The sequence below is a fragment of the Candidatus Aeolococcus gillhamiae genome, from assembly GCF_016464765.1.
GTDB classification, from domain to species: domain Bacteria; phylum Chloroflexota; class Dormibacteria; order Aeolococcales; family Aeolococcaceae; genus Aeolococcus; species Aeolococcus gillhamiae.
The window spans coordinates 1-11991 of the sequence record NZ_JAEKNS010000002.1; the positions used below are offsets into that span (position 1 = coordinate 1).

The window sequence follows — 11991 nt, forward strand, 5'->3', positions numbered from 1 at the left end:
GGAGTGGATGTTGCCGGCTCCGGCGCGCGCCAACTGCGCGACCACAGGAGACTGAGCCCGCGCGAGCGCGCTCCGGCGCTGACCCACCAGCGACTTGGTCGCCGGCAGGGCAAAGGCCTGTTGCTTGAGGACCACGATCACGCGGTGAGGCCCGGCTTGATCCTGCGCCGCCGCGGCGGCGGCCCCGACGTGTGCGCTGACCAGCAGCGGCGCGCCGACGAGCAGTGCCAGCCCCGCGCCGGCCCAGATCAGAACCCTGCCGTGCAAACGCAGCTGCGACCTCCGCTCGAACCTCTACTTATCAGGTGACTGCGCCCGGTGGCGCGGCACTGTATCGCTGCCGCGCTCTCGGCGCACCCGTCCTAGCGTCGCGAGTGGCCGGTGGCTATCAGAGCGATGACCTGACCCGGGTCAGGCGACGTCGCGGAGCTTCTGCGCCTCAGCCAGTGACTGCAGCTTCTTGAGCGATTGGTTCTCGATCTGCCGGATCCGCTCGCGCGTGACGTTGAAAGTCCTGCCCACCTCGTCCAGCGTCCGGGGATGCTCCCCACCCAGTCCGTAGCGCAGCTCGAGCACCCGGCGCTCGCGGTACGACAGGTTTTCGAGCGCCTCGCGCAGCGCTTCCTTGGTCAGGATCTCCGCGGCCCGCTCATAGGGTGACTCGGCGCGCTCGTCGGCGATGAACTGACCGAACTCGGACTCCTCCTCGTCGCCGACCGGCTTCTCGAGCGACACCGGAGCCTGCGCCGAGCGCTTGATCGACTCGACCTCCTCGGGCTCGATTCCCGTCACTTCGGCGATCTCCTCGGCGGTCGGCTCGCGGCCGAGCTCGGTCACCAGCTTGCGCTCGGCCCGGCCGATCTTGTTCAGCTTCTCGACCACGTGCACGGGGATGCGGATCGTCCGGGCCTTGTCGGCCAGGGCGCGAGCTATCGCCTGGCGGATCCACCACGTGGCGTAGGTGGAGAACTTGTAGCCGCGGTGGTAGTCGAACTTGTCGACGGCGCGCAGCAGGCCGAGGTTGCCCTCCTGGATGAGGTCGAGAAAGGGCATGCCGCGGCCGAAGTACTTCTTGGCGATGCTCACCACCAGGCGGAGGTTGGCGGCGGCGAGCAGGTGCTTGGCGTCGTCGTCACCCGCCTCGATGCGCTGCGCGTAGAGCACCTCCTGCTCCTTGGTGAGCAGCGCGACCTCACCGATCTCGCGGAGGTACATGCGGACCGGGTCGTCGAGCGACACCGCGGTGCTGACGTCGACGAGCGCCGGTGTGTCCTCCTCCTCGTCGGCGTTCTCGACGCCCTCGCCGGCGATGGCGATGCCGAGCTGGCGGAAGGCGTCGAAGAGGCGCTCGAGCGCGTCGGGCTCCAGCTCCATGTCGGGGAAGGCGCCGACGATGTCGTCGGCCGGGAGCTCCCCGTGCTCCTTGCCGCGCACGATCAGGCCCTCGGCGGCGACCACCAGGGGGTCGACCGCGGCACCCGTGGCGCGCGTCGGCGTCAGCGTCGCAGTTGGCATGCTCTCTCCGTTCCCAGACCCAAATCCCGCCTTGCGGCGATCCCTTCCCCGTACAGGGTGACGGATTTGCGTCCGGTTCTGCGTCGATCCTACGCGCAGCGGGCCATTCCGGCGCTACCCGTCAGCGTTCGGTGACGCTTTCGTGCTCGAGGAGGCGTCGCTTGGTGGCCAGGCCGTAGTAGTAGCCGCCGAGGCCGCCGTCGCTGCGGACGATGCGGTGGCAGGGCACGAAGAGGCAGATGGCATTGCGGGCGCAGGCCGAACCGGCCGCGCGCATAGCCCGCGGCGCCCCGGCCCGCGCGGCGAGCTCGGTGTAGCTGACCGTGGTTCCTGGTGGCACCTCGCGCATCGCCGCCCAGACCCGGGTGTGGAAAGGGCCGCCGGGCTGGCTGACCGCCACCTCGTCGAGCGCGCCGATGTCGCCCGCGAAGTAGGCGCGCAGCGCGCTTGCCGCCGCCGTCTCGCCGCGGCGGATCGGGTGGGTGCGCAGCGGAGGAGCGAGGCGGTCGCGCAGCTCGTCGAGGTCGGCGGTGAACGAGGCGACGTGCAGGCACTCCTGCGTGCCAATGAGCGACATGTCGCCAAAGGGAGTCTCGACTGTTGTGGTGAGCAAGGTCATGCGGCTGTCTCCGTGGTTGTCGCGGGCACTGACATCTGGTTCCAGAGCTGGACGGTGGCGTAGGCGCGCCAGGGGCGCCATCTCTCGGCGCGCTCACGCAGCGCTGCGGCGCTGCCCTCGCCCGAGCGCGCGAAGGCGCGCCGCAGGCCGAGATCGCCGGCGGGAAATGCGTCCGGGTCGCGGAGCCCGCGCATGGCGATGTACGCCGCCGTCCACGCGCCGATCCCGCGCACCGTGAGCAGCTGCGCAGCAACCTCCACGCTGTCGGCGCCGGCGCCGAGGTCGAGGTCACCGCGCGCCAGCGCTCCGGCGAGGCGGCGCAGCGTCGCCGCGCGCTCGCCGGTGAGACCGAGACCGGCCAGGTCGGCTTCCGCGATCGCTGCGGCGGACGGGAACAGCCGAGTCACGCCGTGGCGAGGCTGCGCCAGCGACGCTCCGAGCTGTTCAGTGAGCCGCGAGGCCAGCGCGGTGGCTCGGGCGACGGAGACCTGCTGTCCGAGAACCGCACGCACCGCGATCTCGTCCGCGTCCACGCAGCCGGGGACACGCAGCCCGGGATGTGCGGTCACCAGTGGCCGCAACAGAGGATCGGCGCAGAGGACCGCCGCGATCGCCTGCGGGTCGGCGTCGACATCGAAGAGCCGGCGGCAGCGATCGACGGCGGCGCCGAGGTCGCGCACATCGTCGAGCCAGAGCCGCACCACAAGCTGCGCGGTCTGCGGCTCGAGCTCGACCACCGCGGCACCGTGGGGCAGCGCCAACGAGCGGGTCAGCGTCGCCGTCGTGCACGCCTCGACGCCAGACACCGCACGTTCCGCGAAGAACCTCAGCAGCGACGCGCCGTCGAATGGTGGACGCACGCCGAGGCGGAGCACCAGGGCGCCCTCTCCCGGGAGTACCGCGCCGCCGCGTCGGCGCAACGCGGTGGGAGCGCGGCCGGTGCCGGAGAGCACCTCGCTGTTGAACTGCCGCAGCGAGGAGTAGCCGGCGGTGAACGCGACGTCGGTGATCGGCAACCGCGTCTGTTCGATGAGGGTGCGCGCGGTCTGCAGGCGGCGCATGCGCGCCAGGGTGAGCGGTCCAGCGCCGACCGCTTCAACGAGGACCCGGTGGAGGTGACGTTCGCTGACCTCGAGGCGACGGGCCACGGTCGCCACGCCGGCACCTCCGTCGGCCGCACCCGAGGCGATCAGGCGCAGCGCGCGATCGGCGACCCGATCCCCGGCCGCCGCCGGCTGCAGCCCGCCGGGCGCGAGGTGCGGGCGACAGCGGAGGCAGGCACGGAAGCCGGCCGCCTCCGCCGCGGGGGCGCTGGCGTAGAAGCGCACGTTGGCGCGCTTGGGGGTCTGCGCCGGGCAGATCGGGCGGCAGTAGATCCCGGTGCTGGTGACCGCGGTGAAGAAGCGCCCGTCAAAGCGCGCGTCGCGGCTGAGGAGAGCTCGGTAGCAGGCCTCGAAATCCTCGTGCATGAGCGCAGCATGAGGGGTCGCCGGCAGCACTCGCTGGCGGTTTTCGGACCTATCGTCGCCGCCGGGCTCAGGAGGGCGAGAAGAGCGCGAACACCGCCCCCTGCGGATCGGCGACGACCGCGAACCGCCCCATGCCGGGGATGTCCATCGGTGGCATGTTCACCGTGCCGCCGAGCTCCTTGACCTTCTCGGCCGACTCGTCGGAATTGGTCACCGCGAAATAGACGAGCCAGTGGGCAGGGATGCTCTCCGGCATCTGCCTGGCATTCATGTCGTCGCAGCCGGCGACCGTCTTGTCGCCGAGCTGCCACTGCACGTAGTTGTTTTCGCCCTTGGCGGTCCAGCCGAAGATAGCACCGTAGAAGCGGGTGGCGGCCTCGACGTCGCGGGTGCCCAGCTCGTTCCAGGTCAAAGCGCCGGGGGCGTTGAATAGCTCCGCCCCGGTGTGGTCGCCGTTCTGCCAGACGCCGAAATACGCGCCGGTGGGGTCCTTGAAGATCGCCATCGTGCCCGAGGTCATGACCTGCATCGGCTCGACGATCACCTCGCCGCCGGCGTCGCGCACCTTCTGCGCGGTGTCCGCCGCGTCGGCAGTGCGCACGTAGGTGGTCCAGTTGGGGTGACCGCCATCCATGACGGGCCCCGAGCCCCCCACCAGCTTGCCATCCTTGCGAAACATGGAGTAGCCGCCGTACTCCGGCGGCGCCGGATCATCGTTGGTCCAGCCGAACAGTGTCTGGTAGAAGGCTCTGCCGGCGTCGACGTCGGTGGTGGAGAGATCGACCCAGGTGGGCGTGCCGGGCGGGTGGGTTTCGTCGGCCATGGGTTCAGCACTCCTTCTCGTCGGTTAGACCGTGATGATGACCTTTCCTGTGGCGCGCCGCTCATCGATGATGCGCAGCGCCGAGACAGCGTCATCGAGCGGGAAGCTGGTACCGATCAACGGAGCAACGCCGCCGCTCTCGATCATCGGCTCGAGCGCCGCGGCAGTGGCCGTGAAGAGTCCGGGGTCACCGCCGAGCCACGCACCCCAGGCCACTCCCACAACGGAGATGTTGCGCAGCAGCAGCCGGTTGGCGGCGACCGACGGGATGCGCCCCTCGGTGAAGCCGACGACGAGCAGCTTGCCGCCGGGAGCGAGGCAGCGCAGGCTCTCGTCGAAGCGATCGCCGCCGACCGGGTCGAGGATCACGTCGGCGCCCCTGCCCCCGCCGAGCGAGCGCAGCTCGGCCGGCCAGTCCCCGCCGCTGTCGACCACGCTCGTGGCCCCGGCGCGGCGCGCGACCTCCGCCTTCTCCGCGCTGCTGGTCACGGCGACCACCTCGGCGCCGAGAGACCGCGCCACCTGGATCGCGGCGGTGCCGACGCCTCCCGCCGCACCGTGCACAACCACAATCTCTCCCGCTTCTACGGCCGCGCGCTTGCTGAGGGCGAAGTGGGCGGTGTGGTAGTTGAGGATGAAGCCGGCACCCTGCTCGAAGCTGAACTGCTCCGGGAGGCGGCACGTCATGCCCGGGGGAGCGACGGCGACTTCGGCGAAGCCACCCAGCATGGTCACGGCCATGACCCGGTCTCCGGCTGCAAAGCCACTGCCGGCCGGAGCCTCGCGCACCGTCCCCGCCACCTCGACCCCGGGAACGAATGGGACAGGTGGTTTCATCTGGTACAGCCCGCGGCTCATGAGCACGTCGGGAAAGCTCACCCCGGCGGCGACCACGTCGATGAGCAGCTGGCCGCCGCTCTCCGGCAACGGCAGGTCGGCGGCCCGCAGGCTCTCCGGGCCGTCGAGTGACTCGAACCGCTGGGCTCGCATGGGCGGGCATGATCGCACGGCCAACCCCGCCACGTCCGACGTCGCCGCGAGCGCGTCTCAGCGGGGCGCGTAGGTGCTGACAGTGCCGCCCCCGCCCGTGATTACCAGGGACGATCCGGCCGCGCACGTGTAGGAGTCCGTCGCCGAGCCAGGGTGCTGGCTCTGCACGACCGCGCCGTCCTTGGAGAGCGTGAGGGTGAGCGTTGTGGGCTGATCGAGCTTGACCGCGACCCGCCCCCGCGTCGCGCTGATCGTGCCGGTCGCGGTGCCGGACTGGGCCAGCTTGTAGGCGCTGCCACCCGCCGCTGTTCCCGTCAGCGCAGCGGTGTTGCTGTCATCGGTTCTGATCGCACCCGTGGCGGCGATGGTGATCACCTCGCCTGCTCCACCGGACAGCGTCACCGGCGAGCCCGCGATCGTGATGCTGCCAGTGATGTTGGTGCTCTTCCACGTGCCCACCAGGCAGTGGTCGAGCACCACCGCGGTCGGGGTGGCCGTCGCATCGCTCGGCGAGGAGCCGCAGGAGCACGCGGCAAGTACCGTGGCACCGGCGACAACGATGAGGAAACGGCGGTTCACTCCATCCTCCCATGAGTCGGTTGCGCGACAATCATGGGACGCGACGCCTTCGAGGAGGTCTGCGTTGTACCGCGCCGGCCCCAGACCAGGGCCGAGGAGGATGGAGCACCGTGATGGAGATGACCCCAGCCGCAGACGGAACAGACGTTCCGCCGCGGAGCGCTTCCTTCGAAGAGAAGATGGCGTACTACCGCTCGCAACACACCACTCCGGGGGTGCGCGCCACTCACCTCGTGGGCATCCCGGCCGTCGCCGCAGCCCTGCCTCTGATCGTCGCCCGTCCGCGGGTCGGCGTGCCGCTGTTCCTCGGCGGCTGGGCGCTGCAGGTGCTCGGTCACAAGGTGTTCGAGAAGAACAGCCCGGCGCTGACCAAGGGCCTGTTCACCTATCAGTTCTGCGGCCTCGCGTTCTGGTGCGAGGAGATGGCGGATCTCATCGCCGGACGCTCCCCGTTGACCGGCGGCAAGGGCTCCGACGATCGCGACGACCTCGGCGACGTCGCCGGCATCCCGGTGGGAGATTTCGCCCAGGTCCTCTGAGCGGCTGCACTCGACATCAGTGCAACGCGATCAACGCCACGGCTGCAGCGGCGAGGACCAGCCCGGCTCCCTGCTGACGGGCGACGCGTTCCTTGAGCACGCCGCGCGCCAGCAGGAGCGTGGTGGCGGGATACAGCGAGCTGATCACCGCCACCAGCGCGAGCAGGCCGCGGTGAGTGGCCAGGACGTAGGCGAGGTTGGCCGCGAAATCGGTGACCCCGGCGATCAGGGACAGACGCAGCGCGCCATCCGTCGGTAGTGCGGCGGTGCCGCGCATCGCCGCAACCGCTGTGAGCACCAGGAGGATCAGCACCGACGAAGCACGCTGACCGACGAGCGGCCAGGCGCCGCCGTTCGAGCCCGTCTGCGCGAGCAGGACGTAGAAGCCGCCGAAGCTGACCCCCGCGCACAGCGCGGAGATGACCGCCCCGCGGCGCAGTCGTGCGCCGCCGTGCGTCGGTTCGCGGCCGATGAGGAACATGGCGGGGACGGCGAGGACGATGCCGGTGACGGCGAGTGCTCCGGGGCGTTCACCACGGATGACCCCAACCACGACGGGCACCACCGCGCTGAGAACCGCGGTCAGCGGCGCGACCACCGACATTGGACCGATGGCCAGTCCGCGGTACAGCAGAACCACGCCGAGAAGACCGACCGCCCCGGCGGTCACGCCCCACGCCATGTCGCTGGCGCTGTACGTCGATCCCGGCAGGAGCGCGACGGCGAGCACGGCAAGCAGGAGGCTGAACGCGTTGCTGACCAGCACCACGGCGGTCGCGGAGACACGACGGGCCGCAAGACCTCCGCTGAAGTCGCTGACCCCGTAGCAGAACGCGGACACCAGGGCAAGCAGGGCGGCCATCGCGCGCGACTCTGCATCAGTTGCGGCGGCTCCGGGTTTCCACGCCACGGGAGTGCGCATGCCAGCGTCAGGCATGATGCGTCAACGCTTCCTCCGCCGCGCGCACACCGACTCACCCAGCTGTTCGCTGGCCTCGTGCTGTACGGCGCCAGCGACGGGCTGCTGCTGCTCAGCGGCCTGGGTGTCGATCCCTGGGATGTGTTTCATCAGGGTCTGTCACGTCGCATCGGCATCGCGGTGGGCACGTGGGCCATCCTGGTCGGCGTGGTGGTGCTGGTTGCGTGGATCCCCCTGCGTCAGCGCCCCGGTCTCGGAACGCTCGCCAACGTCGTCGTGGTGGGGCTGGTGATCAACCTGGTGCTGGCCACGGTGCCAGCACCGCACGGGCTGCCGCTGCAGCTGCTTGCCATGGTCGGTGGGGTGCTGCTCAACGGCGTGGCCACGGGCGCGTACATCGGCGCCGGGCTGGGACCCGGCCCGCGGGATGGCCTGATGACGGGCCTGGCGGCGCGGGGCTGGTCTCTCCGCGCCGTCCGCACCTCCATCGAGCTGGTCGTTCTGGTCGCCGGCTGGTTTCTCGGCGGTGCCGTGGGCCTCGGGACGGTGGCCTATGCGCTGGGCATCGGTCCGCTCGCGCACCTCTTCGTGCCGATGCTCGCCATCGATCGTGCTGCGCGATCCGGCGACGAACATCGTCCGTAGAGCGGCGACCTGTTAGGCTTCTCCGAGATGTGGTGCCGATTTGGGCGCCACTGCCCTTCTTGCGGTTCCTCTCCCCGTTGCACAACGGGTCCCCCAAGCCAGGCAATTGACCAGAGCTTCGAGGGGAAGCGCAGAGCCTTGCGGCTTCGGAGAGACATGACATCGTTCGCTGACCTCGGTGTGCGTCCGCGCACCCTTCAATCCCTGGAACAGGCCAGGATCACCAGCCCGCTACCCGTCCAAGAGGAGGCGATTCCGGTGCTCGTCGCCGGCCGGGACGCCGTCGCCGAAGCCCCCACGGGCTCGGGCAAGACACTCGCATTCCTGATCCCGATGGTCGAGCGCCTCGCCGGGCACCGACCGCACGGCGGGCCCCGCGCGCTGATCGTCGCGCCGTCGCGCGAGCTCGCCAACCAGATCGGTGCGGTGCTTCGCACCGTCGATCGGGGGCTGCGCATCGCCATGCTCTACGGCGGTGTCGGCTACGGTGGACAGCTGAGCGCGCTGCGCAGCAGCCCCGACGTGGTCATCGGCTGCCCCGGGCGCATCCTCGACCTCGCCGGCCAGGGCAAGGCCAACCTCGCATCGATCGAGTACCTCGTGCTCGACGAGGCCGACGAGATGCTCGACCAGGGGTTCGCACCCGACGTCGAGCGCATCATCGCGCTCACCCCGGGCACTGGTCCGAACCGGCGCCAGACCGTGCTCACCTCGGCGACGATGCCGGCCTGGGTGCAGAGGATGATCGACCGCCACCTCGTCGACCCCGCGGTCATCAGGGTGTCCGCGCAGGGTGAGCCCACCCTCGAGCACGCCATCCTGCACGTGGAGCGCGCCAACAAGGTCGACACGCTGTCGCGCCTGCTCCGCCGCCACACGGGTTCTGCGCTGGTCTTTCACCGCACCAAGCACGGCGCCAAGGGCCTGGCCCGCGACCTCAACGCCCGTGGCCACCGCAGCGCCGAGCTGCAGGGGAACCTCTCCCAGAACGCTCGCGACAGGGCCGTCGCGGCATTCCGCAACGGCCACGCCGACGTGCTCGTCGCCACGAACGTGGCCGCCCGCGGGCTGGACATCAGCCACGTGGCCATGGTGGTCAACTACGAGCTCCCCGAGACCCCGCAGTGGTTGACGCACCGCATCGGCCGCACCGCGCGCAACGGCGCCGCGGGACGCGCGTTCACCTTCCTCACCCGCGAGGACTCTGAGAAGTGGCGCAAGCTGCGCCGCCTCGGCGCGCCCGAGCTTCCCGGCGCTGACACCGAGCACCTGCTCAGCACCGGTGACATCCGCTTTATCTCCAGCCCGCCGATGGGGGTGCCGAGCTCGGCGCCGCCCCGGCGCCCGCAGCGCGGGCCGACCGGCAACGGGTTTCACCGCCGCCGGTCGCGTCCCTCCTCGGTGCGCTAAGGGACTGACCTCACGACGCGACCTCAGCCGCGTCGCGCTTGCGGATCTTGTTGCGCTGGTCGGCGTTGAGGACTCGCTTGCGGAGCCGGATCCCCTTCGGGGTCACCTCGACCAGCTCATCGTCCTCGATGAAGTCGAGGCTCTCCTCCAGTGACATGCTGCGTGGCGGCACCAGGCGCACCGTGGCGTCCTCGGTGGAGGAGCGGATGTTGGTCTTCTGCTTCTGCTTGGTGACGTTGAGGTGCATGTCACCGGGGCGACGGTTGAGGCCGACGATCATGCCCTCGTACACAGTGGTGCCCGGTCCGATGAAGGGCTGGCCGCGCTCCTGGAGGCCGAGCAGGCCGTAGGCCACCGCGGTGCCCGGCTGGCTGGCCGTGAGCACGCCGTTGCGCGTGGTCGGCGGCAGACTGCGCCAGCGCTCCCAGCCGAGCAGGCGTGTGGACATCACCCCGGTGCCGCGCGTCAGGGTGAGGATCTGGCTGCGCAGGCCGATGAGCGCCCGCGTCGGCGCGTGGTGCACAAGTCGTGCCCTGCCGGCCGCGTCGGTGCGCATCGACTGCAGCTGCCCACCACGCGACCCCAGCGTCTCGGCGATGGCTCCCACCGCGTCAGCGTCACAGTCGATGGTGCATTCCTCGACCGGCTCATGACGATGACCGTCGATCTCGCGTGTGATCACCGCCGGGCGCGACACCTCGAACTCGTAGCCCTCGCGGCGCATCGTCTCGATGAGGATTGCGAGGTGCAGCTCGCCGCGGCCGCTGACCTCGAAGATGTCGGCTGTCGGCCCGTCGGCGACGCGCAGCGCCACGTTGGTGAGCAGCTCGCGCTCGAGGCGGGCGCGCAGCTGCCGCGAGGTGCTGCTCAGCGTTGCCTCACGGCCCGCGAGCGGCGACTGGCTGACGGAGAACTGCATGCGCAGCGTCGGCTCCCCCACCTCGGGGCGGGGCAGGGGCACCGGGTTGTCAGCGTCGGCCACCGTGTCACCGATGGCAACGTCGGCGAGGCCGGTGATGTAGACAATCTCCCCTGCCGCGACCTCCTCGACGGGAATGCGCTGCAGCGCCTCGACGGTCATCACCGTGCCGATGCGCTGGCGCGGGCCGATGCCGGCCTCCGTGCAGCAGACCACCGCAGCACCCACCTTGAGCACACCCTTGTTGATTCGGCCGAGCGCGAGGCGGCCGCTGTAGTTGTCGTGGTCGAGGTTGCTGACCAGCATCTGGAACGGCGCGTCGGGATCAGCCGGTGGCGGCGGCACGTGCTCGAGAATGGTGTCGAGCAGGGGCTCGAGCGTGCTGCCGTCGCGGCTGAGGTCGAGCGTCGCCGTGCCCTCGCGCCCGTTCGTGTACACGACCGGCGCGTCGAGCTGCGCAGCGTCGGTGGCCAGCTCGAGGAGCAGGTCATGGGTGGCCTCGACGGTCTCGGCGGGACGCGCGTTGGCCCGGTCGATCTTGTTGACCACGATGATGGGACGAAGTCCCAGCGCCAGCGCTTGGCGCAACACCACGCGCGTCTGCGGCATTGGACCCTCGGCGGCGTCGACGAGCAACAGACACCCGTCGGCCATGCCGAGGACACGTTCCACCTCGCCGCCGAAGTCGGCGTGGCCCGGGGTATCAATGATGTTGAGCTTGACCCCGCGATAGCGGATCGACGTGGTCTTGGCGAGGATGGTGATCCCCTTCTCGCGCTCGAGGTCACTGCTGTCCATGATCAGCTCGCCCACCTGCTCGTGGGCGGCGAAGACGCGTGCCTGCTTGAGGAGCGCATCGACGAGCGTGGTCTTGCCGTGGTCGACGTGCGCGACGATGGCGACGTTGCGCAGATCCGCACGGCGGGGCATGGCGTTCTGGAGTGGCGGCATGCCTCTATCCTCGCCGACCCAGCGCCTCCAGCGTCCTGGCCCCCACCCGCGTTCGCTAGCATCGAGCGCGAATGAGTGAGATCGCCGCCGAGGTCACCGACCTGCTGCAGCGGCTGATCCGCAACGGCTGCATCAACGACGGAACCCCGGACTCCGGGCAGGAGATCCGCAGCACCGAGCTTCTCGCCGACCATCTCCACGGCTGCGGCGTCGAGATGACCACGTTCGAGTCACTGCCCGGGCGCGCATCGCTGCTCGCCCGCCTCGAGGGCACCGATCCCGCGGCGCCGACGCTGATGCTGATGGGCCACACCGACGTGGTGCCGGTGGACCCTGAGGGATGGCGGCGCGACCCTCTCGGCGGCGAGCTCGTCGACGGCGTGGTGTGGGGGCGCGGCGCCATCGACATGCTCAACCTGACCGCCTCGATGGCGGTGGCGACCCGACGCCTGGCGACATCGGGGTGGCGTCCGCGCGGCACGCTGCTGTTCCTGGCAGTCGCCGACGAGGAGGCCGGGGGCGCGCTCGGCGCCGGCTGGCTCGCCGAGCACGAGCGCGAGGCAATCCGCGCCGATTACGTGATCACCGAGAACGGCGGTGTGCTGCAGCACAC

At 70.3% G+C, this 11991-nt stretch carries 13 protein-coding genes; 4 read left to right on the forward strand and 9 right to left on the reverse strand.

The features are described 5' to 3' along the window. From JF886_RS00045 to JF886_RS00075, 7 genes are all read right to left on the reverse strand, one after another. A partial coding sequence (locus tag JF886_RS00045; RefSeq protein WP_337308345.1) for a hypothetical protein occupies positions 1-267 on the reverse strand: 267 nt, incomplete at its 3' end. A gap of 144 nt (positions 268-411) precedes the next feature. Further along, positions 412-1515, reverse strand: a complete 1104-nt coding sequence (locus JF886_RS00050) for a sigma-70 family RNA polymerase sigma factor (protein ID WP_337308347.1) — start codon at positions 1513-1515, stop codon at positions 412-414. A gap of 121 nt (positions 1516-1636) precedes the next feature. Beyond that, positions 1637-2134: a methylated-DNA--[protein]-cysteine S-methyltransferase gene (locus tag JF886_RS00055; protein ID WP_337308350.1), complete on the reverse strand. Its 498-nt coding sequence runs from the start codon at positions 2132-2134 to the stop codon at positions 1637-1639. Beyond that, positions 2131-3603 carry a DNA-3-methyladenine glycosylase 2 family protein gene (locus JF886_RS00060; protein WP_337308352.1) on the reverse strand — a complete coding sequence of 491 codons (1473 nt, stop codon included), beginning with the start codon at positions 3601-3603 and terminating at the stop codon, positions 2131-2133. Before JF886_RS00060 ends, JF886_RS00055 begins: the two co-directional genes overlap by 4 nt. 67 nt (positions 3604-3670) lie before the next feature. After that, positions 3671-4426, reverse strand: coding sequence for a VOC family protein (locus tag JF886_RS00065; RefSeq protein ID WP_337308354.1), 756 nt, complete (start codon positions 4424-4426; stop codon positions 3671-3673). Between the two features lie 24 nt (positions 4427-4450). Continuing rightward, the gene (locus tag JF886_RS00070) at positions 4451-5416 is read right to left on the reverse strand and encodes an NADPH:quinone oxidoreductase family protein (RefSeq protein WP_337308358.1); all 966 of its coding nucleotides are present in this window, start codon (positions 5414-5416) and stop codon (positions 4451-4453) included. Positions 5417-5473: 57 nt separating this feature from the next. Beyond that, positions 5474-5995 (reverse strand): hypothetical protein, encoded by a 522-nt coding sequence (locus tag JF886_RS00075; protein ID WP_337308360.1) that lies wholly within the window; start codon positions 5993-5995, stop codon positions 5474-5476. Between the two features lie 119 nt (positions 5996-6114). Between JF886_RS00075 and JF886_RS00080 the strand changes: the two genes are divergently transcribed. Then, positions 6115-6534 (forward strand): DUF962 domain-containing protein, encoded by a 420-nt coding sequence (locus tag JF886_RS00080; protein WP_337308362.1) that lies wholly within the window; start codon positions 6115-6117, stop codon positions 6532-6534. 16 nt (positions 6535-6550) lie between these two features. Here the strand turns inward: JF886_RS00080 and JF886_RS00085 are convergent, their stop codons facing one another. Beyond that, the gene (locus tag JF886_RS00085; protein ID WP_337308364.1) at positions 6551-7396 is read right to left on the reverse strand and encodes an EamA family transporter; all 846 of its coding nucleotides are present in this window, start codon (positions 7394-7396) and stop codon (positions 6551-6553) included. A gap of 15 nt (positions 7397-7411) precedes the next feature. On the opposite strand from JF886_RS00085, the gene yczE reads away from it, so the two are divergent. Next, entirely contained in the window at positions 7412-8098 is a 687-nt protein-coding gene (gene yczE / locus JF886_RS00090; RefSeq protein WP_502711376.1) for a membrane protein YczE, read from the forward strand. A gap of 156 nt (positions 8099-8254) precedes the next feature. Then, positions 8255-9508: a DEAD/DEAH box helicase gene (locus tag JF886_RS00095; RefSeq protein WP_337308366.1), complete on the forward strand. Its 1254-nt coding sequence runs from the start codon at positions 8255-8257 to the stop codon at positions 9506-9508. A 10-nt stretch (positions 9509-9518) separates the two neighbouring features. Here the strand turns inward: JF886_RS00095 and typA are convergent, their stop codons facing one another. Further along, positions 9519-11378, reverse strand: a complete 1860-nt coding sequence (gene typA, locus JF886_RS00100; protein WP_337308367.1) for a translational GTPase TypA — start codon at positions 11376-11378, stop codon at positions 9519-9521. Between the two features lie 71 nt (positions 11379-11449). Between typA and JF886_RS00105 the strand changes: the two genes are divergently transcribed. Then, a partial coding sequence (locus JF886_RS00105) for a M20/M25/M40 family metallo-hydrolase (RefSeq protein ID WP_337308369.1) occupies positions 11450-11991 on the forward strand: 542 nt, incomplete at its 3' end.

Coding starts and splice junctions, on each gene's coding strand:
- JF886_RS00085 (WP_337308364.1), bottom strand. CDS start 7,396: ATGGCCGCCCTGCTTGCCCTGGTGTCCGCGTTCTGCTACGGGGTCAGC.
- JF886_RS00065 (WP_337308354.1), bottom strand. CDS start 4,426: ATGGCCGACGAAACCCACCCGCCCGGCACGCCCACCTGGGTCGATCTC.
- typA (WP_337308367.1), bottom strand. CDS start 11,378: ATGCCGCCACTCCAGAACGCCATGCCCCGCCGTGCGGATCTGCGCAAC.
- JF886_RS00070 (WP_337308358.1), bottom strand. CDS start 5,416: ATGCGAGCCCAGCGGTTCGAGTCACTCGACGGCCCGGAGAGCCTGCGG.
- JF886_RS00080 (WP_337308362.1), top strand. CDS start 6,115: ATGACCCCAGCCGCAGACGGAACAGACGTTCCGCCGCGGAGCGCTTCC.
- JF886_RS00055 (WP_337308350.1), bottom strand. CDS start 2,134: ATGACCTTGCTCACCACAACAGTCGAGACTCCCTTTGGCGACATGTCG.
- JF886_RS00050 (WP_337308347.1), bottom strand. CDS start 1,515: ATGCCAACTGCGACGCTGACGCCGACGCGCGCCACGGGTGCCGCGGTC.
- JF886_RS00095 (WP_337308366.1), top strand. CDS start 8,255: ATGACATCGTTCGCTGACCTCGGTGTGCGTCCGCGCACCCTTCAATCC.
- JF886_RS00060 (WP_337308352.1), bottom strand. CDS start 3,603: ATGCACGAGGATTTCGAGGCCTGCTACCGAGCTCTCCTCAGCCGCGAC.